This window comes from Agrobacterium sp. CCNWLW32, assembly GCF_037083425.1.
GTDB lineage: Bacteria > Pseudomonadota > Alphaproteobacteria > Rhizobiales > Rhizobiaceae > Agrobacterium > Agrobacterium radiobacter.
The window spans coordinates 59,875-81,281 of the sequence record NZ_JBAOJM010000001.1 but is presented as its reverse complement, the minus strand read 5'-3'; the positions used below and the strand labels follow the sequence as shown (position 1 = coordinate 81,281).

Below are 21,407 nucleotides of genomic sequence, written 5' to 3'. Positions count from 1 at the left end.
ATTGGCACAGCGGTTACTTCTGGCGATAGAAGATCATGCCGCCGTGATAGAGAATGTCGTCGACGAATTCGCCGTCGGCCGTAAAACCGGTATCGTCCCAATAGTCGATATGGTTTCCCTTCACCTCATATCGCCCCTGATAGGCGCTTTTGCGGTTGCCCCGCGCCTCGTCATAACGACCATCGGGCAAAAGCTCCTGACGAACATGGCCATCACCGGTGACCCACATGCCGATATAAGGGTGGTTCTGGATTTGAGCCGTTTCGGTCATGTTCACGTCCATGGCGTTACTCGTTTTGCGGGAACCCGTATCGGCGGACGCCGTTGCGAGCAGAAGCGCGACGGATGTCGAAACAATGTTCATTGCCTTTGCCCTCCCGATGCGGCGTTATCGCGGCGCTCCTCGAACAGCTCAGCCAGCGTCCGGGATGCGGCGATGGCTTTGGGAAAACCTGCGGGAACCGTGATCAGATAGATCATTTCCTTCAGCTCCTCGTCGGTTGCGCCCACATTGAGTGCATAACCGGCGTGGACCTTCATCAGATCCCGCTCGCCAAGGGCCGCCATGACCGCAACGGCGGCCAGCTGGCGGGTCCGGTTATCCAGTCCCGGCCGCGACCACACCTCCCCCAGGGCGTAACCTTCGGTCGCTTCAGCGAGGAAAGGAAACTCCTGCCGCAAACGTTCCAGATTGGCCTGGGGCCGACCATTGTTGAGGCTGCGGATGACGTCGTCACCACGCCGCAGCCTGTCATCCAGACGCGGCGGATTGGCGATGGCGGCGGCACTTCCCGCAAGCATTGTAATCGCAAGCACGGTTGGAAAAATCGCTTTCATGTCGGCCTCCTCAGGCAGCGGTGGGTCGGATGACGATTTCATTGACGTCGACATCATCTGGCTGCTCGATGGCGTAGCGCACCGCGCGGCCGATGGCGTCGGGTTTCAAGGCGATGGCCCGATAGGTCTGCATCAGCTCCGCAGCGGCCGGATCGGTAATGGTGTGGGCAAGTTCGCTTTCCACCACGCCGGGGTGAATGCAGGTGACGCGCAGGTCGCGGTTTTCCTGCCGCAGCCCGTCCGAAATCGCCCGCACCGCAAATTTCGTCGCGCAATAAACGGCCGCCGTGGGTGAAACGGCGAGCGCACCGATGGAAGCGATGTTGATGATATGGCCGGATGCGCGGGCGGTCATCTCGGGCAGAACGGCGGCGACGCCATAAAGCACGCCCTTGATGTTGACGTCGATCATCCGGTCCCATTCATCGACCTTGAGCGACGACATCAGCGATAGCGGCATGATACCGGCATTGTTGACGATGACGTCGACCTGCCCGAAAGCCTTGCGTCCGGCCTCCGCAAAAGCCTCGACGCTCTGTCTGTCCGTAACATCAAGCGGATGGGCGACGACCTCGGCACCCTTCCCGCGCAATTCTTCGGCCAGCACCTGCAAGCGGTCCATGCGGCGCGCGCCCAGCACCAGCCTCGCCCCGGCGGCCGCCAGTTCCCTTGCGATACCCTCACCGATCCCGCTCGATGCACCTGTGATGAGAACGACTTTGTTCAATGTCATGGCTTTCTCCTTGGTGTTACGGTCGGCTTTTTCTGAAAGCGACCGTTGCGGACAAGATAAAGCTTGGGCATTGTCGTGATAACCGCCTCAATCATAACCTCAATGGATAGAATTTCTAACCAATGAACATCGATCTCAACGCGCTTTCCACATTCTGCATGGTTGCCGACGAGCGCAACTTCCGGGCTGTCGCGGACAGGCTCGGCATAACCCGGTCCGCCGTGAGCCAGACCATCCGCAAGCTTGAAGAGACAATGGGAATAGCGCTGGTACAGCGCACGACGCGCAGCGTCAGCCTGACGGAAGCGGGGCAGCAGCTTTATGCGGATGTGTCGCCATCCATCGGCAATCTCGTCCAGGCAGCCAATGCTGCGTCGTCCCTGAGCGGCGCCGTGCGCGGGCAGTTGCGCCTTGCCGTTTCCTCGATTGCCGAGCGTTTTTTATCCGGGCCATTGCTTGCAAGCTTTGCGGACATGCACCCCGAGGTGCAGCTTGATATCGTCGTGACGGACGAGGAATTCGATATCGTCGCCGAACATTACGATGCCGGCGTGCGTCTTGGAGAACTGATCGCGCAGGACATGATTGCCGTTCCGGTTTCCGCTCCGCAGCGGCAGCTCGCCGTCTGCTCCCCTGGCTATCGGGACCGCTTCGGCCTGCCAGTGCAGCCCCGCGAGTTGATCCAGCACAGGTGTATCGGCTGGCGCCCCCGTCCGGGTGTGGCGCCATACAGGTGGGAATTTTCCGAAAACGGCCGCGAATTTGCGGTGGCGGTGGAGCCTGATTTCACCACCAACGACATGCAGCTGATGATCAAGCTGGCCTGCGCCGGCGCGGGCATCACCTTCGGCATGGAAGAAACGTTCCGCCCCTATCTGGAGAGCGGGCAACTCGTTTCCATGCTGGAGGACCATTCCCCGACCTTTGCGGGATTTTATCTCTATTACCCCAGCCGTCGTAACCTTGCGCCGAAGCTGCGCGCCTTTATCGATCACGTCCGCCTGTCGAGAGAGCGGTGATCTGCCGGAGAAAGCCCCGGCAGATCATCAGAAAACAGGACTATTTCTTCTGCGAAACCAGCGAGAAATAGGCGCCCTGCGGGTCGACGCAATTGACGATCCAGCTTCCGCCGGGAACCTCCATCGGGCCGTTGACGACCTTGCCGCCGCCGGTGCTGACGCGGGTGATGGCTTCATCGATGCCATCCACATTGAAGTAATAACCCCAATGACAGACAGGGACCTGCGGCATGCGTTTCATTATGCCGCCGACGGCTTTGCCCTTGTAGGCGAAGATGCGGTACGGGCCCATGTCGCCCATGTCGAAATCATGGTCCTTGGTCCAGCCGAATACATCGCCGTAAAAGGCCATGGCCTCATCAACATTATCGGTGAAGAGTTCATGCCAGCCGACATGGCCCTGCTTTTCCTGCATATCCTCGGGAAAACCGCCGGTTTCCATCGGCAGCGGCGTCATGATACAGAGCACCGCACCAAAGGGATCGGCGACCACGGCAAAGCGGCCGATTTCGGGAATATCCTGCGGGGGGCGTCTGATCGCGCCGCCCTTTTCGGCGAATTGTTTCGCCGTGGCGTCCACATCGTCGACATCGACATAGGCGGTCCAGTTCGGGGGAATGCCCTGGCCCTTGTGCTCGTCGGTCAGTTCCATGACGCCGCCCATGCCTTTGCCATCGGCCTCCAGCACCAGATAGGGCATTTCCGGCGAGCCGAAATCCTTGGTCTGCCAGCCGACGACATGACCATAAAAGCGGGCTGCCGCTTCCATGTCGGGCGTCATCAGCTCGACCCAGATGAATTTTCCATGTGTATCGGACATTGTCGTCTCCTATGGAGGTTTTGGCGGGTGTGTGTCGGCCATTGCCCGCCGCAGGACGCGGCGGCGCTGGTGCTCAGGTGAAATTCCGGCAGGGCTTCAGGCCTTGCGTCGGAATTCCGATGTCATGAAGGTCTTGAATGTGCCGTCCGGCTGCTTGACGCTGCCGGAAAAGCTGCGGTGATTATCATCATGCAGCACCAGCACGTCGTGATAGGTAGCGGTGCTGCCGGAGCCGTCGAAGGCGGGGCCTTCCGCTTCCAGCGTCAGGGTCTTGCCGTCCTCTTCCAGCCAGCCCTTGTAGACCCAGAGATTGGTCGTCATCGACCCCACCCAGGTGCCGACGAAATTGCCCTTGGCCGGATCGAAACCAACCGTGATCACGGCTGTCATATCCGTGCCGTCAGGCATCTTGCCGGTGCCGTTGCCGATGATCCACAAACCGCCGACGGAGCGGACGGTCTCGGTGAATTGCTGCGACGGGTCGTCGGCATTGTAGTCCTCATGACCGGAACTGGAGGTCATGACCCAGTCTCCGACGATCCTCTTCAGGAATTCATGTTCCTTCTGCGGCTTGGCGATTTCCATTTCCATTTTCGTTTCCTCCTCGTCCGTCAGTTTTCAGTGGCAGCAGGAAGCGGCCTTCGGTGCGTCCTCATACTGGTCGTGACGGCGCACCCAATCCATTACCTCCTCTTCATTACGGCCTTTTGGCACCAGATCGAGAAGCATCAGCGTACCGAGCGTCTGCTCCGCGCCGCGGGCGTAAGTGGAGTAGGTGTGGTAGATCTTGCCGTCATCGCCCTTGGCGAAAACGCTGATGCCGTGCAGGTCCTTCAGGTCGCCATAGGGCGCCATGTCACGGTAATTATAGGTGATTTCGCCTTTGGTCATATCCTCGTCGCGGAACGAGGCCTGATAATCATAGTTGAAATCGCTGCCTTCGGCTGAAACCCACGGGAATTTCCAGCCCATGCGGTTTTTGTAGCTTTCGATCTTTTCAAGCGGCGCGCGCGACACCGCGACGAAACCCGCATCGCCATGCTTGAGGTGGATCAGCGCACCATCGACGTGATCGGCAAAGAAAGAGCAGCCGACACAGCCCTCCTCCCAGTCCGGCGCCAGCATGAAGTGGTAGACGATCAGCTGGCTGCAGGTGCCGAACAGTTCCTGTAGCGATTTGGGGCCGGAAGGCGCGTCGAAGATGTAGTCCTTCGTCACCTCTTCCCAGGGCAGCGAGCGGCGGGCTTCGTTCAGCCTGTCACGGGCTCGGGTCAGTTCCTTTTCCTTCACCAGCAGATCGCGGCGGGCCGCAAGCCACTCCTCCTTCGAAACGACGGGATGAGACATGATCTTTCCTCCTTGGATCCGTCTTTCACCACGGCGCCGCTCCGCTTTTACGGAGGGCACCGCCTATTTCTGTGCTGAAAGGCAATTAACAGTCTGCGGAGCATCAAGTTCCGCTTGACTAATTAGGTTGATATCAACATATTTATCCCATGTCAAACGCCAGCGTGATTCCTTTTTCGACAATTCTTTTCGTGCGGGACGCCTGTCTCTGCCTGCATGCGCAGCGTGCGGCGCGGGCTTTGGCGCGGCTTTTCGACAATGCGCTGAAGCCGGTCGGCATCACCAATGGGCAGTTCTCGCTGCTGATGTCGCTCAACCGGCCGGAGCCGCCGCCGATGGGGCCGGTCGCCAATCTTCTGGCCATGGACCGCACGACTCTGACGGCGGCGCTGAAGCCTTTGGAACGGCGCGGGCTGGTCAGCATCGAGCAGGATCCGAAGGACAAGCGCGGCAAGCGGCTGCGGCTCACAGTTGATGGTATGGCCGTGCTCGCCGCCGCCTTCCCCATCTGGGAGCAGACCCATGCCGAAATCGAAGCCCGCATCGGCAGCGGCGATCCTGACCGGCTGCGCCGCGACCTTATCGATCTCGGCTGACGGGATGACGGCATAGCGCCACTTTTGTCGGCGAGAATGTCATCCGGCCGTCGTGCCGGGGAGCGAAACTACACGGACAACGCGATCAAGGAGGAAAGATCATGCGTGCAATCGTTTTTGTAAAAGCCACCAAGAGCAGCGAAGATGGCGTCATGCCCACGACCGAACTCATGGAGGCAATGGGAAAATTCAACGAGGAACTGGTCCACGCCGGCATCATGCAATCCGGCGACGGCCTGCACCCCTCGTCCAAGGGCAAGAGGGTCATTTTTGACGGCGACAGCCGCACTGTCGTCAATGGCCCCTTCCCGCATACCAACGAGCTGGTCGCCGGTTTCTGGATCTGGACGGTGAAGGACATGGACGAGGCCGTGGAATGGGTGAAACGCTGCCCGAACCCGATGCTGGAGCGCAGCGAGATCGAAATCCGCCCGATGTTCGAAATGGAGGATTTCGGCGATGTCGTAACGCCTGAAATCGCCGCCCATGTCGAAGAGCTGCGCGCGCGTGTCGCGAAGCAGTAAAAGCCGCTCAAGGTCGAGAGCTGATTGAAACGGGAGAGTGCGGGCCTGCCGCATTCTCCCGCACGGCGTCCTACTCCAAAAACCATTGCCTCGAACAACCACCGCTGTTAATGGTGGAGCGGTTCAACCCGTTTCAAGAAAGGAGGCTTCGCATGGATATTTCCTGCTTCTGGCGCAATCGTCAGCTCTGCCACCTTTTTGCCCTGCAGACGCGTTTGCAGGGCTGACCGGAACACCAAAACTCTGGTTTGCCCAAAAGGCCGCGCAGAATGCAGCTTGTCTGCCGTTGCGCATGTTTTCACGACGGATCATCCCGAACCGAAACCCCGTACTGCATTGCCGCAGACCACGGTTCGTCGCGGGTCCGTTTCGCCAGAGACAAATTATGACCATCATCACGCTTCGAAACCTCGGAATCATTCTGGGCAAGCCGCTTTTTTCCAATCTCAGCCTCACCGTGAATGCAGGGGATCGCATCGGCATCGTCGCCGCCAATGGCTGCGGCAAATCCACCCTGCTCAATTGCCTTGCCGGTGAGCTGGACGCCACCAGCGGCGATATCACCCGGCTGCGCGGGCTGACGCAGTCCATCGTCCACCAGCACCTGCCCTCCCGGCTTATGGAACAGACGATGCGGGATGCCGTGCTTTCCGCCCTGCCGGCGGATACGATCGACAGTGAAAGCTGGCGCGCCGACATTATTTTCGACGCGATGCTGGTGCCGGAGCCGTTCCGCGAGCGCCGCCTGAAAGAGCTGAGCGGCGGCTGGCAGAGGCTGGCCATGCTGGCGCGGGCATGGATCACCGAGCCTGACGTCCTCCTGCTCGATGAACCGACCAACCATCTCGACCTTGAAAAAATCAACGTGCTGGAAAACTGGCTCGCTGAATTGCCGCGCGATACCGCAGTTATCATCGTCAGCCATGATCGCGCCTTTCTCGACAATGTCACGAAGACCACGCTGTTCCTGCGGCCGGAAAATTCGGCACTGTTCCGCTTGCCCTACGGCCATGCGCGGTTAGCACTGGAAGAGGAGGATGCCGCCGATGAGCGGCGTTTCCAGCGCGACATGAAAACCGCGCAGCAATTGCGCCGACAGGCCGCCAAGCTCAACAACATCGGCATCAATTCTGGCAGCGATCTTCTGACCGTCAAGACCAAGCAATTGCGCCAGCGTGCCGAAAAGCTGGAGGAGAAGGCGCGACCCGCCCATGCCGAGCGCTCCGCCGGCAAGATCCAGCTCGCCAATCGCGGTACCCATGCCAAGGTTCTGGTGACGCTGGAAGATGTGCCCGTTTCGACGCCGGACGGAACATTGCTGTTCCGCACCGGCCGGCAATTTGTCCGCCAGGGTGACCGCATCGTCATTCTCGGCCGCAACGGCGTCGGCAAGACGCGGCTGATGTCGCTTCTGCAGGCGGCGGTATCGGACGCGGGCCAGATACTGGAGGGCGTCAAGGCCACGCCCTCGCTGGTGGCCGGATATGTCGATCAGTCGCTTGCCGAAATCGACGACGACAGCACGCCGGCGGCGTTCATGACCCGCCGCTTCGATATTGGCGATCAGCGCATTCATGGCCTGCTTGCCGGCGCCGGCATCGACATGGAAATGCAGAAACGCCGTATCGCAACGCTTTCCGGCGGGCAGAAGGCGCGGCTTGCCATGCTGGCGCTGCGGCTGGCGGAGCCGAATTTCTACCTGCTGGACGAGCCCACCAACCATCTGGATATAGACGGGCAGGAAGCGCTGGAGGCGGAAATCATCAGCCGTGAGGCCAGCTGCGTGTTCGTCTCGCACGACAGAAGTTTCGTGCGGGCGGTCGGAACCCGTTTCTGGCTGATCGACAAGCGCAAACTTGTGGAAGTCGACGATCCCGAAGCGTTTTTCGCTTCGGCCTGATGGTCCTTGAGGGCCGAGGTAAAACAAGCAAACGCCCGTCAGCCCAAAAGGCTGGCGAGGCGTGGATCGCCAGCGAAATCCGCAACAGCAAACCCCGTTCTGCGCATCGGAAATTCGCACAGCGCCTGCACGCCCGTCTTCGACAGGCGGATGCGCCAGCTCATCCGTTCCACCGGCGCTTTTTCGGCAAAGGCTTTGGGTGACAGGACCGCAATATTGAGGCCGCCCTGGGGATCGCGCACCGAGCGGTAAAGGATCGCCTCGATCTTCGCCAGACGCGCCTGCTCGGCCAGCGCCTGGCATGGCTCGTAATTTTGCAGATCGGTCCACAGCGCCTCGTCCCGGCTCAGTTCCGGTTTCGTCAGGTCCAGCGCCGCATCGGTGGCGATACGGGCGGCAAAGGCGGAATAATCGGCGGGATTGGCGGGCAGCGGCGTGCCGGGGGATTCCGCATAAAACAGCAGCCGGTAGAAGGCCATTTCGGCGAGTGCGGTTTCCACCTTCGCGGCGGCGTAATAAACGCCCTCGGTAAAGCCCGCCCGGCGGAACCGCGAGCCGTGCGGATAGGCGGCGCCGTAACGGAAGGGCGTGGCGAGAAGATAATCGAAACCGGCGCATTCCGGCGGAAAGGGCCGTTTGCTCGCCTCCAGAATATCTTCCAGCAGCGATTGCTCCTCCACCGTATCCACCAGTTTCATCGTGGAAACCTGATGCTGCGCTTCCACCAGCCGCCAGTATTTTCCCGACGCGGCACGTTTTTCAGACAGGAGCGCGTCGGGCGTCCAGATAGGAGAGGACATCGATCAATCCGGTAATGGTGGTGAGCCTCTCGGCAGGCACGGCATCAAGCGCCGTATTATGATTGCGCAACCAGTTTTTGGCCACCGCCTCGTCGCCGCCGGTAATCGCGTCCAGCGAGCGAAAGACCCGGATCAGCAACACCGCAAGCTCGAAGGACTTGGCGCCCGGCTCCAGCAGGAAATCGAGCCGCTTCATGCGTGACACCGTCGGCGCGGAAACACCGAGAATATCCGCCGTGCGGGCAGCATTCAGACCCAGCCGCTCGGCAGCGGTCATAACGGCCTTGGTGACGACCCTGCCCTGCGAAGCAGGATCCATGGCGGTCTTGGCGTGAATATTCATGGCGCACATCCTTTCCTTGGAAAGAATATAGCATATTTCTTTCCACAAACAAGAAGGCCGGGATGAACCCGGCCTCATTGCTTACATGGAATAGCTTACGCGGATTGGATCAGGCCACCGAGACCGGCACTTCCGTGGAGGTGCGCATGGCGTGGCTGTAGGGGCAGACGATGTGAGCGGCAGCAACCAGCTTTTCAGCGACTTCGCGCTCGACGCCCGGAATATTTGCCTTCAGCGACACTTCGATGCCGAAACCGCCGCCATCTTCGCGCGGGCCGATACCGACGGTTGCCGTCACAGTCGTGTCTTCAGGAATCTTTACCTTTTCCTTGCCGGCGACAAATTTCAGCGCGCCCAGGAAGCAGGCGGAATAACCGGCTGCGAAAAGCTGTTCCGGATTGGTGCCACGGGCGCCATCGCCGCCCAGTTCCTTCGGAACGGTCAGCGTAACGTCGAGAACGCCGTCTTCCGACTTGGCGTTGCCGGCGCGGCCACCGGTGGCAGATGCTTTGGTCGTGTAGAGAATGGGCATGACATTTACTCCTTCGGGTTGGTGTTGAGTTCTTATAGCGAACAATTGAATTGTGCGCAATATAATTTTGCACATTGAATACGAAATCGTTTTTTGCGATAATTTTCACGAAATTTCGCCGCGCATCCATGCGGCAGGAACCGAAAGCGGGGGCTGATTGTTCCCTCCCCGGTTGATTTTGGAGCACGAAAATGGACGCAGAGGGCGACGAGAAGAAGATGGAAAGCCTGTTGAGGCTGGACCAGCAGATATGTTTTGCCCTTTATGGCGCGGCACACGCCTTCACACGCGCCTATAAGCCGCTGCTCGACCCGATCGGGCTGACCTATCCGCAATATCTGGTCATGATGGCGCTATGGGAAAAGGAGACGTCCACCGTCAAGGCGCTTGGCGAAATGCTGGGTCTTGATTCCGGCACGCTGTCGCCATTGCTGAAAAGGCTGGAACATGCCGGGCTGATCACCCGCAAGCGCGGCACCATGGATGAGCGGCAGGTGCTGGTGGCCCTGACGCCCAAGGGCGCGAACCTCAAAAAAGAGGGCGTGAAGATCATGGCGGCGATCGGCAGCGCCACCGGCTGCGGGCTGGAGGAACTGGTGCAGATTCGCGACCGGGTGAATGCGCTGAAGGACAGCCTCACCCGGCCCTAACCCAAAAAAGAAAAAGGCGGCACAGGGCCGCCTTTTTATTCGAAGCGTTTTCGGCTTATTGCCAGACCACCACACGGGCCTTTTGAGGCACGCGGTCGTAGAGGTCGATGACGTCCTGGTTCATCAGGCGCACGCAACCGGAAGAAACGGCCTTGCCGATGGAGTTCCATTCCGGCGAGCCGTGCAGACGGTAGAGCGTGTCCTTGCCGTTCTGGAAGATATAAAGGGCGCGCGCGCCAAGCGGGTTCTTCAGGCCCGGCGGCATGCCGCCATTCTTGGAAGAATATTTGACCAGTTCCGGCTGGCGGGCGACCATCTCATCCGGCGGGGTCCATTTCGGCCATTTCTGACGCCACTGGATGACGCCCTCGCCCGACCAGGCGAAACCATCGCGGCCGATGCCGACGCCGTAACGCATGGCGCTGCCGCCCTGCTCCACGACATAAAGGAAGCGCGAGCGTGTATCGACAACAACCGTGCCGGGGCGCTCGCCGGTCGGATCGACAACCCGCTGGCGGTAATAACGCCGGTCGATTTTCTGATAGGGTACGGCGGGAATGACGTAACCGCCATCTTCAACCGAGCCGTACATGACGGCCAGTTCCGCATCGCTGACGCCCGGCGAAAACATCTGCCGGAAATCGCTGCCGATGGTGCTCGCCTGCTGGCGGATGGCGTCTCCCGTGCCCGATGAGGCGCAGCCTGCGAGAAGCGAAGCGGAGGAAAGGCCGAGAAGGGAAAGGAAGGTGCGTCTGGAAAGATCTGTGTCGGTGCTTGTCATAAGGCCGGTTTGTCCCACATTTCGAACGGCTATATCGCCGTTGTACGTCATTTGTTCCGTGTCATGCGTATTGCGAAAATAGTTAACCGACCGCTAAAAGCCAGTCACAAGGTGCTGGCGGAATGGGTCCCATATCTCTTTCTTTTAGAACGTGTTCAGATAACCACAATCTGCGCCCCTTGGGGCACGCGCTCGTAAAGATCGATCACATCCTGATTGAGCATGCGCACGCAGCCGGAGGACGTTGCCTTGCCGACGGACTGCCAGTCCGGCGTGCCATGCACGCGGTAAAGCGTGTCCTTGCCGTCCTTGAAAATATAAAGCGCGCGCGCACCGAGCGGGTTGTTGAGACCAGGCGTCATGCCGCCATTGGCGGCGGAGATGGAGGCGAGTTCCGGCTGGCGCTTGACCATTTCATCGGGCGGCGTCCAGCGCGGCCATTTCGCCTTCCACTGGATCTTGCCGCGGCCCGACCAGGCATAACCGTCACGCCCGAGGCCAACACCGTAACGGATCGCCTTGCCGCCGGACTGCACGAGGTAAAGGAAATGCTGCCTTGTATCGACAACGATGGTGCCCGGCGCTTCCGCCGTCTGGTAACTGACTTCCTGCCGGAGATAACGCGAATCGATGCGACCATAGGGAATGGCGGGCAGCGAGCGGTCCTCGTCGCGGATAGGGCCATACATGACCCGATGCAGCGGGTTGGAGACGGGCAGGCCATAGGCCATCGTCTGGCCCTGCGGCTGCTGCGCGTTAAAACCCTGCACCTGCGGCGCATTAAGCCCCTGCCCGCGCACCGGCGGGCCGTATTCCTGATGGAAGCGGGTTCTGAACAGATCCGGCGGGCGCGTCGAAAGCTGGCCCGGCTGCGGCGGCAGTTCCGGCTGGCGATTGGAGCTGACAGAATTGAAGTTGAACACCGGCGCTGTTTCCCTGACGAAGACGTCAGGGTCCATCCGGGTCGTATCCGTCACGAAAAGGCAGCCGCTCATTAGAGGCAGCAGCGCAAGCCCGACCAGAGAGGCCGCCCGGCGACCATTTTTCAAAAGGAGTGCTATCATCTGAACCGCTTCATGGAATCCAATCTACCGGCATGATGAACCGTGCGGCTGGCGCGAAGCTGGCGTCGGCTTTTCAAAAAAAATCGAAAAACTGCATTTTTCCTCTTGAAGCTCTAGTTGCTAGAGGTGCCAGATTGACTGTCGACTGGAATTCAGGAGCGAAACCATGAATATTTCGACACGCGGCAGTTTGAACGGGGAATCGGAGGAACTGACCTTCACGGTCGGCGGGATGGATTGCGGCAGCTGCGCGGCGAAGATTGAAACCGCGCTTTCCCGCCTGCCCGGCGTTGCCGACGTCAAGGTGTCGGTTGCCCGCGAAAGGCTGAACCTCTCGGTGGCCGAACAGAAAACCTCGGTCGACAAGATCGAGGATACGCTGCGCAAGCTTGGCTTCAAACCCGCTTTGCTGCCGCGCGAAAAGGCTCCCCAGGCAAAGGTCGAGGCCGATCATCACGACCATTCCTCCTGCGGCGGTCACCACCATGACGAGGCCGAAACGGCCGCTGAAAAGAACAATGCGCTGACTTTTTCGGTCGGCGGCATGGATTGCGGCAGCTGCGCCGCGAAGATCGAAACCGCGCTTTCCCGCCTGCCCGGCGTTGGCGACGTCAAGGTCTCGGTTGCCCGCGAACGGCTGAACCTTTCGCTGGCCGAGGACAAAACCCCGGTCGAAAAAATCGAGGACACGCTGCGCAAGCTCGGATTTAAACCGGCCCTGCTGCCGCAGGAAAAGTCCGCGCGCGAAAAAGTGGCGGATCACGACCATGACCACGGGTCGTGCGGCGGGCATCACCACGACCACGACCATTCAGATCATGACCATTCCGGGCACGATCACGCGTCCTGCAGCGGGCATGATCATGACCACTCCAAGCATGACCATTCTGGCCACGATCATTCCGGCCACGACCATGCGGGCCATTCGCATGGTTCCGCTCCGGCGGCTTCAGCGCAGGGCGCGGAAGTGGGCCATGCCCATGGCGCGGATGAAAAAGGTGTCTGGTGGCGCACAGCAAAGGCGCGCAACACCTTCACCGGCACCATTCTGGTCGCCATTGCCTATGCGGCGGAACTGACCTTCCCCGCATGGGGCGGTTATGCCTTCATCATCGCCACGCTGGTCACGCTTTTCCCGATCGCGAAGAACGCCTTCAATGCCGCCCGTTTCGGCGCGGTCTTCACCATCGAGATGCTGATGACGATTGCCGCCATCGGCGCGATCATCATCGGCGAGGCGGAAGAGGCGGCCATTGTCGTGCTGCTCTTCTCCGTCGGTGAATTGCTGGAAGGCTTCGCCGCCGCCCGCGCACGTTCCGGCATCAAGGCGCTCGGTTCGCTCTTGCCGAAGACGGCGCTGGTGGAAGAAAACGGCGCGCTTCGGCAGGTTGCCGCCGATCAGGTGCGCATCGGCCAGGTGGTCGTGGCGCGTCCTGGCGACCGTATCGCCGCCGATGGCGTTGTCATGGAAGGCCAGTCCAGCGTCGACGAATCGCCGATGACCGGAGAGAGCATTCCCGTCGCCAAGGAAAAGGGCGCACGCGTCTTTGCCGGCTCGATCAACCATGACGGCTCGCTGCGCATCCGCGTCGACCGCGCGCCGGAAGACAACACCATTGCCCGCATCATCACGCTTGTCGAAGAAGCGCAGGATGCGCGTGCCCCGACCGAGCGCTTCATCCAGAGCTTCTCGCGTTATTACATGCCGCTGATCGTGGCGATCTCCGTGCTCACCATCATCGTGCCGCCGCTCGCCGGCCTCGGCGACTGGGATACGTGGATCTATCGCGGTCTCGCTCTGCTGCTGATCGGTTGCCCCTGCGCGCTGGTCATCTCCGTTCCCGCGGCGATAGCCTCCAGCCTTTCGGCTGCGGCACGTCACGGCATGCTGGTGAAGGGCGGCGCGGTCATCGAAATGCTGGCGCGCACCGAAACCGTCGCCTTCGACAAGACCGGCACGCTGACGCTCGGCGAACCCGTCGTGACCGACGTGGTGGCGCTCGACGGCAACGAGGCCAACCTGATTGCGCAAGCCGCAACCATCGAGCATGAATCGAGCCATCCGCTCGCCCGCGCCATCGTCAATCACGCCGAAAAGCTGGGCGTGAAGCCCCTGCCCGGTTCCAACATCAAGGCGATTTCCGGTCGCGGCATGCAGGGCAATGTCGGCGGAAAAGACCTGTTCATCGGGGCACCGCGCTTTGCAACGGAGGTCGGCACCCTTTCGAAGGACCTCGCCGACCGCATTTCCGCACTGGAAAGCGAAGGCAAGACGGTGGCCGTCGTCATGGCCGGCGGGGCGGCAAGCGGCCTCTTCGCCATGCGCGACGAACCGCGCAAGGATGCTGCCGAAGGCGTGAAAGCGCTGAAGGAGATGGGCATTTCTTCGCTGATGCTGTCGGGTGACAATGCCCGCACGGCAAAGGCCATCGGCAACAAGCTGGGCCTTGAGGCGCGCGGCGAACTCCTGCCGCAGAACAAGGTCGAGGAAATCCGCAAGCTTGCCGAAAAGAAGACCGTGGTGATGGTGGGTGACGGCATCAACGATGCGCCTGCCCTTGCGGCGGCCAGCGTCGGTGTCGCCATCGGCTCGGGCACCGATGTGGCGATGGAAGCGGCGGATGCGGCGCTGATGCGCAACAATGTCGGCGATGCCGCCCGCCTCATCGGCCTGTCACGCGCCACCATGAGCAATATCCGTCAGAACGTGACGATCGCGCTCGGCCTGAAGGCGGTATTTCTGGTCACGACCGTCACCGGCCTTTCCGGCCTGTGGCTCGCCGTTTTCGCCGATACAGGTGCTACGGTTCTGGTCACCGCCAACGCCATGCGGCTGCTTGGATATTTCAACCGCAACAAAGCCTGATCGCAGCCCTCTCCCAAACCGGCCGAGCCTCGTTAATCCGGGCTCGGCCGGTCTCATTTTCAGCGTATTGACAAACTAATTGCGTCCAATAAATACCGCGTACCGCCGTTTCCCACGCGCGTGACAAACGATTCCACGCGCAGGAGCGCTGAACTTGGCTAAGACTGGCTATAACCGCATTGCGTACCGCGCGATCAAGATCGGCGGCAACATCGTCAAGGTTATTTTCTCCATCGATCTCTTCATCCGGCCCGGCAGAAGAAAGACGCTTCCGGAGTATCAGCCTGCCAGACGCAGCCCGAAATCGGAAAAAGCCATTCCGCGCATCATCTGGCAGACGAATTACTCCAACCGGGTAACGACGCCGATCTATGCGAATTTCCTGTTCAACCGCTGGCTGACGCCGGAATTCGAATATCGCTACCATGATGACGAGGCGTGCCAGGCCTATATCGACCGGCATTTTCCCGGGCGTTATGCCGATGCCTTCCGGCGATTGCAGGTTGGCGCCGCCAAAGCGGATTTCTGGCGTATTCTGGTTCTTCTGCAGGAAGGCGGCATCTATCTGGATATCGATTCCAATTTTGCGGCGCGCCCGGAAGATGTGATCGGCACGGATGAAGAAGCCGTTTTCATTGCCATGAAAAGCGGCGAAATCACAAATTACTTCATGGCATCAAAACCCGGCCACCCGGCGCTCAGGCTGATAGCCGATCGTATTGCCCAGAATATTGAAGAGGGAACGCTCGTCAGCGTCTATGACATGACCGGCCCGACGGTGGTGCATGCCGTCGTCAAGGAACTCGGGCTGCCGGTTCGCAATTACCGCGAGATGTGCACCCAGGGGCAATTCACCAACAAGCGCGCGCAATATGCCGACAAAAAAGACGGCGCATGGTGGGCCGAGCAGGCCAAGACGTCCATCGTCAAGAACTAGGACGCCATGCGCCCGCGTGCAGCGGCGCAATATCGCGTTTAGACGAAACCGTTGAAAAAGCGGATGCTTTCTTCCACCGCGCCCGGAACCACGCCATTATGGTTGCCGGGCAGCAGTTTTTTGTCGACCTTGAAGCCGGATGTCAGGGCGCGATCCACGAAAAGCTGGTGATCGCCGTCGAAGGGCCGCTCCTCCGTGCCACGCAAAAGCAAGGCCGGGCATTTGAGGCTGGGGCCGAAACAGACGGAAGAACGCATGATGAATTCGCGTTCGTCGGTTTCGTCGAAACAGATCTCGTCGCTATAGCGGTTGAAATAACGCCATGAATTGACACCGGCGGATATGGGCGCGGCGGCGCGGAATTTGCGGCTCATGGCGGCCAGAAGCGTCAGCGTGCCGCCATTGGAATGGCCGGCGATGAAAAACCGCTTTCTGTCGATGCCGGGAAGATTTTCCAGATAGGCCGCCGCCGCCAGCGCATCCGCCGTTTCGTCGTAGAAGCCGGAATAATTGCCATTCTGGCCGTTTTCGCCGCGAAAGGACGGAAGCAGCACAACGAAGCCCGCTTCCCAATAGGGCTTCATCAGCGCCCAGTGGCCGTCACCGGTGGCGTTGCCGCCGTGGAGGAAAAGCACAGCGGGTTTCAGCGTTTTTGACGGCTGATAATGGGAGAGCCAGGCGACCAGTTCGATGGAACCATCCGGCCCGCCGGGATAGGTGACACGCTCCGCCCCGGGCGGCGTGCCAAGCACCGAGGATTTTTCCGGCGCGGCCATCTTGCGCAGCAGATGCGTGTGGAAACGTCGGCGGGCCTCCGCATAATCCTGCCTTTCCAGCGGCAGAACTTCGGGTGTGGGAATGCCCGCTTTCACGGCGGGCGGCAGGATAACCGCCGCTGACAGCCCCATGGCGCCGGCCAGCACTCTGCGCCGCGTCATGCCCGGCGAGATCGGGCCGCTCTCTTCCTGTCCGAAGGGTGAGGAAAGAAAGCGTTTGTCTGCCATATGTTCACCTGACGAGGATGCTTGTAACAGCAGTTCAACACTGCGGCGGGAGGCTGTCCAATCACGGATTCGCGAATGACAACAATGTATTCGCAGCCATCATGGCAATTTCTGGACAAAACACTTTCCTTGCTCCTGCACTAGTCACGGGAATGAGGGAAGCGGCGCAGCCCCCTACCCCTCCGCACCATCGATCATCGCGACCAACGTCGAAAGCCTGTCCGCTTCCGCCGGCAGCTTGTCGGCGCGCAGCCGCGCAATGCGCGGGAAACGCATGGCGACGCCGGATTTGTGGCGGGTGGAGCGGTTGATACCTTCGAAGGCCACTTCAAGCACAAAACCGAAATCCGGCGTGGCGCGCACCGCCCGCACCGGGCCGAAACGCTCGACCGTATTGTCACGCACGAACTTGTCCAGCACCTCCAGCTCCGCATCGGTGAAGCCGAAATAGGCCTTTCCGACGGGCACGAGCTGTTCGCCGTCCTCACCTTCTGCCCAGACACCGAAGGTGAAATCGGAATAATAGCTCGACCTTTTGCCGTGGCCGCGCTGGGCATACATCATGACAGCGTCGATATTATAGGGATCGCGTTTCCACTTGAACCACGGCCCCTTGGCGCGGCCTGCCTGATAGGTGCTGTCGCGGCGCTTGATCATCACACCCTCGATGACAGGATCAGGCGGCGCGGCACGCAGCGTGTCGAGCTCCGTCCAGCTGGAAAAGCCGATCAGCGGCGATAGGTCGAAACGGTCATGCGGCGCATGTTCGATGATGTCAGAAAGCCTGCCGCGGCGCTCCAGATAGGTCTGCGCGCGGATATCGCTCTCGCCATCGAACAGCAGGTCATAGGCGCGGATGAAGGCGGGATAGTCGTCCAGCATCTTTGCCGTCACCGTCTTGCGGTTCAGCCGCTGTTGCAGGTCGGAAAAGGTGCGGGTGAGATTGTTGGACCGCGCCGTGCCGCCGATCAGCAACTCGCCATCCATCACGCCTTCGAAATCGATCGCCTCCAGAACATCGGGAAAGGCCCCGGAAATATCGTCGCCGGAACGGGAATAGAGTTTTCGTGTCCCACCGGCGCGGGACAGCTGCACGCGAATGCCGTCCCATTTCCATTCCGCGGCATAGTCGGCAGGGTCCAGCGCATCGAGGTCGCCATCGGCCACCGGCGTCGCCAGCATCACCGAGTGGAAGATGGCTGGTGTCGCCAGCACCGGCCGGTCCCACTTGCCCTCAAGCCACGCAAAAAGCGACGTATAGGGCGGCGTCAGACCGTGCCAGAGGGTCTCGATCTCGGTGATGTCTTTCCCCGCAAAATCCGCCAGCGCCTGACGCGCCAGCCGCGCCGAAACGCCGATGCGCAGGCTGCCGGTTGCAAGTTTGAGGAAAGCGAAACGCGAGGACGTATCGAGCCGGTCGAGCAGATCGCGCACCGCGCCGCGCACCTCCGTGCGGCCGAGTGAATTCATCAGTGTGACGACTTCGCCGAGACGCGGGTCCTGAGCCTCGGCGTCATCAGCGCCGCCGATATTGCCCCAGACCAGCGATATGGTCTCGGCAAGATCGCCCACATAATCATAGGAATAGCGGAACAGCACTTCATCCATCCGCTCCAGCACCAGCTCACGCAGCAGGGCCGGTTTGACGCTTTTGAGGTCGAGCGTACCGGCAATTGCCGCCAGTCCGTAACCTCGGTCGGGATCGGGCGTATCGCGGAAATAATCGGTCAGCAGCTTCAGCTTGCCGTTGCGCGACGGGGTGAGAACGAGGCGATCGAGAAGCGTGGCGAAGGCTTTCATTTCAATCCCCCTCATCCTCGTAACCGACAAGATGCAGCGGCTTGGCGGCAATGCCCTGCAATTCGCACCAGCGCACCAGCGCCTCCTCACGGCCATGGGTGACCCAGACGGCTTGCGGGGAAATTTCCTTGATCGTCTCTAGAAGTTCCGGCCAGTCGCAATGGTCTGATATGACCAGCGGCAGTTCCACACCGCCCTGCTTTGCCCTCTGCCGCACCATCATCCAGCCGGACGCAAAGGCAATCAGCGGCTCGTTGAAACGGCGCGCCCAGCGTTCCTGAAACGCCGAGGGCGGACCGACGACAATCGCGCCCTTGAAGGCGGAAGGATCGCTTTTTTCGAGCGTCGCGGGGCGCAGATCGCCGAGATCGATACCCTCAGAGACATAATAATCGCAAAGTCTGGCCAGCGCGCCGTGAATATAGATGGGATCGGAATAACCGTTGTCGCGGAGCAGCCGAATGACGCGCTGCGCCTTGCCCAGCGAATAAGCCCCGACCAGATGGGTGCGTTCGGGAAATTGTTTGATGGAGGTGAGCAGCTTGCCGATTTCCACCCGCGGCAGCGGATGATGGAACACCGGCAGGCCGAAGGTGGCCTCTGTGATGAAGACATCGCATGGCACCGTCTCGAAGGGCGCGCAGGTAGGGTCGATGCCGCGCTTGTAATCGCCCGAGGCGACGATGCGCAGGCCGTTCATTTCCACGGAGATCTGTGCGGAGCCGAGAACATGGCCCGCCGGATGGAAACCCACCGTCACGCCATTGACATCCACCGTTTCACCGAAAGCGACCGCCTGCTCGCTGCCGCAGAAATCCTCGCCATAACGGATGCGCATGATATCGAGCGTCTGGCGCGTGGCCAGCACCGCGCCATGGCCGGCGCGGGCGTGATCGGAATGGCCATGGGTGATAAGCGCCCGCGCCACCGGGCGGACGGGATCGATGTAAAAATCGCCCGCCGGGCAATAAAGACCCTTGGGCGTGGAGTTCAACAGCTGTTCCGGCTTCATATTCATTGAGATAGGGCCGCCCGCGCGAATGTAAAGTGCTGCGAGAATAACGCGAAACGGGCGTTAAATTTCCAGTGGCGGTGTTTTTGTTTAGCAAGCATCTCCCGTCATTCCGGCCTTGAGCCGGAATCTAGCAGCCGCGCGTCTGCGCGGCGGGAAGAGCTCTCAGCCCAAGGACTTGGGCTGACTGGATACCGGCACAAGGCCGGTATGACGGAGGAGAGGTTTCAGCACAAAACCAGCGTTCACAACTGCCTACCTGCCTACTCCGCCGCCTCTTCCGCCGGCTTTGCCTGCACCGCTGCTGGCAACCGCACCGGCTTCAACATCAGCGCCGCCGCAAGGCCGATGGCGGCGGTGGCGGCCGCGGCGAAAAAGAGTGGAGTGAAGGCATCCGAATAAAGCGAGGCGACTGCGGCCTGTGAGGCGGCGGGAAGTTCGGAGAGGATTTTCGGCGTCAGCTCCTCGATCTTGCCGACACCGGGAATATCGACGGCCACGCCCCTGAGGCTCGATGATACGATGGCGCCATAGACCGAGATGGCGATGGCCGCGCCGCCCATGCGGGTCAGCGTCACCGCGCCGCTCGCCGCACCTATATCCGCCTTGGGCGCGGAATTCTGCACGCCGATGATCGGCGCCTGCTGGCCGAGGCCAACGGCGAAACCCTGCACCAGCATCAACGCGGCGATCAGGGGAAGCGGCGTTCCTGCATGCATCTGCGTGAAGAGCAGCATGGCGATGAGGTTGATGGTGAGACCCGCCACCGAGAAGGGCTTGTAGACGCCGGTGATCGAAATCAGCCGCCCGGCTGAAAGCGAACCCATGACGATACCGCCGGTGACGGCGATGAAGAACAGGCCGGCATGGGAAGGCGAAAGCCCGGTCGTGGTCTGCAGGAACAGGGCGTAATAATTGACCATGCCGATACCGATGCCGCCGCTGGTCAGCGAAACGATCATCAAGAGCGGAAAGGTGCTGTCCTTGAAGAGCCTGAGCGGCACGACGGGTTCCGGCGCGCGGCGTTCCACCTGCACCCAGAGGAAAGCGGCGATGACGGCGAAAGCGATGATGCCGAGACTGGGGCCTGCGATCAGCGAGCCGAACAATTCGCTGCTGTCTGCCCAGAAGACCACACTGGCAATGGTGGCCGCCAAGAGGACCGCGCCGAGATAATCGATCTTCGGCTGGCGGGCCGGACGGCGATAGGGCAGCATCAGCGCCAGACCTGCAATGACGATAATGCCGAGCGGCAGGTTGATGAGGAAGATCGACCGCCAACCGAACAGGTCGCTCATCGTGCCGCCGAGGATCGGGCCGACACTGCCAGACGCCATGATGGTGAGGCTGGAATAGCTCTGGTAACGGGCGCGCTCGCGCGGTTCGAACAGATCCGCATTGACGGAAAAGATCGATACCATAATGCCGCCGCCGCCAAGCCCCTGCAGCACGCGGGCCGCAATCAGCGAATCCATCGACCAGGCCAGCCCGCAGGCCAGCGAGCCAAGCGTGAAGATGACAACCGCTGCGATCATCACATATTTGCGGCCGAACAGATCACCGAGCTTGCCATAAACCGGCATGACCGCGCTGGTCGCCAGAAGATAGGCCGAGCCGATCCAGCCGAAACGCTCCAGCGCGCCGAATTCACCGACGATGGTGGGCAGTGCTGTCGATACGATCTGGTTGTCGAGGGTCGCCATGAACATGGCCAGCATCAGAAACAGAAAGACGATGAGCCTGCGCCGATGATCCGACACAAGCGGCGCCACGGGGGCGGTGGACATATCCATGAAAAATCTCGTTGGCTTACGGCGGTTTTACTGCGGCAATTTGTGTGCT

The 21,407-nt window shown here is 60.6% G+C and carries 22 protein-coding genes; 7 read left to right on the top strand and 15 right to left on the bottom strand.

Translation table 11 applies throughout. From position 1 onward, the window contains the following. Positions 1-13: 13 nt before the first annotated feature. From V6R85_RS00400 to V6R85_RS00390, 3 genes are read right to left on the bottom strand one after another with little or no spacing between them, the layout of a single operon-like run. The gene (locus V6R85_RS00400) at positions 14-364 is read right to left on the bottom strand and encodes an Atu4866 domain-containing protein (RefSeq protein ID WP_020813085.1); all 351 of its coding nucleotides are present in this window, start codon (positions 362-364) and stop codon (positions 14-16) included. Continuing rightward, positions 361-837, bottom strand: a complete 477-nt coding sequence (locus V6R85_RS00395) for a carboxymuconolactone decarboxylase family protein (protein ID WP_162695590.1) — start codon at positions 835-837, stop codon at positions 361-363. The genes V6R85_RS00400 and V6R85_RS00395 overlap by 4 nt, the downstream gene beginning before the upstream one ends. Before the next feature lie 10 nt (positions 838-847). Continuing rightward, positions 848-1,570: an SDR family oxidoreductase gene (locus V6R85_RS00390; protein WP_020813086.1), complete on the bottom strand. Its 723-nt coding sequence runs from the start codon at positions 1,568-1,570 to the stop codon at positions 848-850. A 122-nt stretch (positions 1,571-1,692) separates the two neighbouring features. Between V6R85_RS00390 and V6R85_RS00385 the strand changes: the two genes are divergently transcribed. After that, entirely contained in the window at positions 1,693-2,589 is an 897-nt protein-coding gene (locus tag V6R85_RS00385) for a LysR family transcriptional regulator (protein ID WP_111834910.1), read from the top strand. A gap of 40 nt (positions 2,590-2,629) precedes the next feature. Here V6R85_RS00385 and V6R85_RS00380 read toward each other — a convergent pair whose 3' ends face one another. The 3 genes from V6R85_RS00380 to V6R85_RS00370 all read right to left on the bottom strand — a co-directional run bounded on the left by V6R85_RS00380 (position 2,630) and on the right by V6R85_RS00370 (position 4,756). Then, positions 2,630-3,409 (bottom strand): VOC family protein, encoded by a 780-nt coding sequence (locus V6R85_RS00380; protein ID WP_003509361.1) that lies wholly within the window; start codon positions 3,407-3,409, stop codon positions 2,630-2,632. Positions 3,410-3,505: 96 nt separating this feature from the next. Next, on the bottom strand, positions 3,506-4,000 hold the full coding sequence (locus V6R85_RS00375) for a DUF1579 domain-containing protein (RefSeq protein ID WP_111834911.1): 495 nt from the start codon (positions 3,998-4,000) through the stop codon (positions 3,506-3,508). Positions 4,001-4,027: 27 nt separating this feature from the next. Further along, positions 4,028-4,756: a DUF899 domain-containing protein gene (locus tag V6R85_RS00370; protein ID WP_111834912.1), complete on the bottom strand. Its 729-nt coding sequence runs from the start codon at positions 4,754-4,756 to the stop codon at positions 4,028-4,030. Positions 4,757-4,905: 149 nt separating this feature from the next. Between V6R85_RS00370 and V6R85_RS00365 the strand changes: the two genes are divergently transcribed. From V6R85_RS00365 to V6R85_RS00355, 3 genes are all read left to right on the top strand, one after another. Continuing rightward, entirely contained in the window at positions 4,906-5,352 is a 447-nt protein-coding gene (locus V6R85_RS00365; protein ID WP_111834913.1) for a MarR family winged helix-turn-helix transcriptional regulator, read from the top strand. A gap of 101 nt (positions 5,353-5,453) precedes the next feature. Further along, on the top strand, positions 5,454-5,876 hold the full coding sequence (locus V6R85_RS00360) for a YciI family protein (RefSeq protein WP_111793027.1): 423 nt from the start codon (positions 5,454-5,456) through the stop codon (positions 5,874-5,876). A gap of 385 nt (positions 5,877-6,261) precedes the next feature. Further along, a complete protein-coding gene (locus V6R85_RS00355) occupies positions 6,262-7,776 on the top strand; it encodes an ABC-F family ATP-binding cassette domain-containing protein (RefSeq protein ID WP_111834914.1) in 1,515 nt (504 codons plus the stop codon). Between the two features lie 38 nt (positions 7,777-7,814). Here the strand turns inward: V6R85_RS00355 and V6R85_RS00350 are convergent, their stop codons facing one another. From V6R85_RS00350 to V6R85_RS00340, 3 genes are all read right to left on the bottom strand, one after another. Next, complete coding sequence (locus tag V6R85_RS00350) at positions 7,815-8,576, bottom strand: RES family NAD+ phosphorylase (protein ID WP_162695591.1); 762 nt, start codon at positions 8,574-8,576, stop codon at positions 7,815-7,817. Then, a complete protein-coding gene (locus V6R85_RS00345; protein ID WP_020813092.1) occupies positions 8,536-8,919 on the bottom strand; it encodes an MbcA/ParS/Xre antitoxin family protein in 384 nt (127 codons plus the stop codon). Before V6R85_RS00345 ends, V6R85_RS00350 begins: the two co-directional genes overlap by 41 nt. A gap of 109 nt (positions 8,920-9,028) precedes the next feature. Further along, entirely contained in the window at positions 9,029-9,451 is a 423-nt protein-coding gene (locus V6R85_RS00340) for an organic hydroperoxide resistance protein (protein WP_003509379.1), read from the bottom strand. A 191-nt stretch (positions 9,452-9,642) separates the two neighbouring features. Between V6R85_RS00340 and V6R85_RS00335 the strand changes: the two genes are divergently transcribed. After that, positions 9,643-10,101, top strand: a complete 459-nt coding sequence (locus tag V6R85_RS00335; RefSeq protein WP_111834915.1) for a MarR family winged helix-turn-helix transcriptional regulator — start codon at positions 9,643-9,645, stop codon at positions 10,099-10,101. 55 nt (positions 10,102-10,156) lie between these two features. Here V6R85_RS00335 and V6R85_RS00330 read toward each other — a convergent pair whose 3' ends face one another. After that, complete coding sequence (locus V6R85_RS00330; protein WP_111834916.1) at positions 10,157-10,882, bottom strand: L,D-transpeptidase; 726 nt, start codon at positions 10,880-10,882, stop codon at positions 10,157-10,159. Between the two features lie 155 nt (positions 10,883-11,037). Further along, positions 11,038-11,946, bottom strand: a complete 909-nt coding sequence (locus V6R85_RS00325) for a L,D-transpeptidase (protein ID WP_060723910.1) — start codon at positions 11,944-11,946, stop codon at positions 11,038-11,040. Positions 11,947-12,112: 166 nt separating this feature from the next. On the opposite strand from V6R85_RS00325, the gene V6R85_RS00320 reads away from it, so the two are divergent. Then, positions 12,113-14,812 carry a heavy metal translocating P-type ATPase gene (locus tag V6R85_RS00320; protein WP_112958700.1) on the top strand — a complete coding sequence of 900 codons (2,700 nt, stop codon included), beginning with the start codon at positions 12,113-12,115 and terminating at the stop codon, positions 14,810-14,812. Between the two features lie 154 nt (positions 14,813-14,966). Next, the gene (locus V6R85_RS00315) at positions 14,967-15,749 is read left to right on the top strand and encodes a glycosyltransferase family 32 protein (protein WP_162686151.1); all 783 of its coding nucleotides are present in this window, start codon (positions 14,967-14,969) and stop codon (positions 15,747-15,749) included. Positions 15,750-15,787: 38 nt separating this feature from the next. On the opposite strand, the gene V6R85_RS00310 is transcribed toward V6R85_RS00315, so the two are convergent. The 4 genes from V6R85_RS00310 to V6R85_RS00295 form a co-directional block, all read right to left on the bottom strand. Next, positions 15,788-16,753 (bottom strand): alpha/beta hydrolase family protein, encoded by a 966-nt coding sequence (locus V6R85_RS00310; protein ID WP_107675229.1) that lies wholly within the window; start codon positions 16,751-16,753, stop codon positions 15,788-15,790. A gap of 174 nt (positions 16,754-16,927) precedes the next feature. After that, positions 16,928-18,553 carry a cisplatin damage response ATP-dependent DNA ligase gene (locus V6R85_RS00305; protein ID WP_112958699.1) on the bottom strand — a complete coding sequence of 542 codons (1,626 nt, stop codon included), beginning with the start codon at positions 18,551-18,553 and terminating at the stop codon, positions 16,928-16,930. Position 18,554: 1 nt separating this feature from the next. Next, on the bottom strand, positions 18,555-19,571 hold the full coding sequence (locus V6R85_RS00300) for a ligase-associated DNA damage response exonuclease (RefSeq protein ID WP_162686152.1): 1,017 nt from the start codon (positions 19,569-19,571) through the stop codon (positions 18,555-18,557). 257 nt (positions 19,572-19,828) lie between these two features. Then, on the bottom strand, positions 19,829-21,358 hold the full coding sequence (locus tag V6R85_RS00295; protein ID WP_031234516.1) for an MDR family MFS transporter: 1,530 nt from the start codon (positions 21,356-21,358) through the stop codon (positions 19,829-19,831). Between the last annotated feature and the right edge of the window lie 49 nt (positions 21,359-21,407).

What these genes read in the sequence shown, in the direction of transcription:
- V6R85_RS00400 (WP_020813085.1), bottom strand. Translation starts at nt 364, where the DNA reads ATGAACATTGTTTCGACATCCGTCGCGCTTCTGCTCGCAACGGCGTCC.
- V6R85_RS00395 (WP_162695590.1), bottom strand. Translation starts at nt 837, where the DNA reads ATGAAAGCGATTTTTCCAACCGTGCTTGCGATTACAATGCTTGCGGGA.
- V6R85_RS00390 (WP_020813086.1), bottom strand. Translation starts at nt 1,570, where the DNA reads ATGACATTGAACAAAGTCGTTCTCATCACAGGTGCATCGAGCGGGATC.
- V6R85_RS00385 (WP_111834910.1), top strand. Translation starts at nt 1,693, where the DNA reads ATGAACATCGATCTCAACGCGCTTTCCACATTCTGCATGGTTGCCGAC.
- V6R85_RS00380 (WP_003509361.1), bottom strand. Translation starts at nt 3,409, where the DNA reads ATGTCCGATACACATGGAAAATTCATCTGGGTCGAGCTGATGACGCCC.
- V6R85_RS00375 (WP_111834911.1), bottom strand. Translation starts at nt 4,000, where the DNA reads ATGGAAATGGAAATCGCCAAGCCGCAGAAGGAACATGAATTCCTGAAG.
- V6R85_RS00370 (WP_111834912.1), bottom strand. Translation starts at nt 4,756, where the DNA reads ATGTCTCATCCCGTCGTTTCGAAGGAGGAGTGGCTTGCGGCCCGCCGC.
- V6R85_RS00365 (WP_111834913.1), top strand. Translation starts at nt 4,906, where the DNA reads ATGTCAAACGCCAGCGTGATTCCTTTTTCGACAATTCTTTTCGTGCGG.
- V6R85_RS00360 (WP_111793027.1), top strand. Translation starts at nt 5,454, where the DNA reads ATGCGTGCAATCGTTTTTGTAAAAGCCACCAAGAGCAGCGAAGATGGC.
- V6R85_RS00355 (WP_111834914.1), top strand. Translation starts at nt 6,262, where the DNA reads ATGACCATCATCACGCTTCGAAACCTCGGAATCATTCTGGGCAAGCCG.
- V6R85_RS00350 (WP_162695591.1), bottom strand. Translation starts at nt 8,576, where the DNA reads ATGTCCTCTCCTATCTGGACGCCCGACGCGCTCCTGTCTGAAAAACGT.
- V6R85_RS00345 (WP_020813092.1), bottom strand. Translation starts at nt 8,919, where the DNA reads ATGAATATTCACGCCAAGACCGCCATGGATCCTGCTTCGCAGGGCAGG.
- V6R85_RS00340 (WP_003509379.1), bottom strand. Translation starts at nt 9,451, where the DNA reads ATGCCCATTCTCTACACGACCAAAGCATCTGCCACCGGTGGCCGCGCC.
- V6R85_RS00335 (WP_111834915.1), top strand. Translation starts at nt 9,643, where the DNA reads ATGGACGCAGAGGGCGACGAGAAGAAGATGGAAAGCCTGTTGAGGCTG.
- V6R85_RS00330 (WP_111834916.1), bottom strand. Translation starts at nt 10,882, where the DNA reads ATGACAAGCACCGACACAGATCTTTCCAGACGCACCTTCCTTTCCCTT.
- V6R85_RS00325 (WP_060723910.1), bottom strand. Translation starts at nt 11,946, where the DNA reads ATGATAGCACTCCTTTTGAAAAATGGTCGCCGGGCGGCCTCTCTGGTC.
- V6R85_RS00320 (WP_112958700.1), top strand. Translation starts at nt 12,113, where the DNA reads ATGAATATTTCGACACGCGGCAGTTTGAACGGGGAATCGGAGGAACTG.
- V6R85_RS00310 (WP_107675229.1), bottom strand. Translation starts at nt 16,753, where the DNA reads ATGGCAGACAAACGCTTTCTTTCCTCACCCTTCGGACAGGAAGAGAGC.
- V6R85_RS00305 (WP_112958699.1), bottom strand. Translation starts at nt 18,553, where the DNA reads ATGAAAGCCTTCGCCACGCTTCTCGATCGCCTCGTTCTCACCCCGTCG.
- V6R85_RS00300 (WP_162686152.1), bottom strand. Translation starts at nt 19,571, where the DNA reads ATGAATATGAAGCCGGAACAGCTGTTGAACTCCACGCCCAAGGGTCTT.
- V6R85_RS00295 (WP_031234516.1), bottom strand. Translation starts at nt 21,358, where the DNA reads ATGGATATGTCCACCGCCCCCGTGGCGCCGCTTGTGTCGGATCATCGG.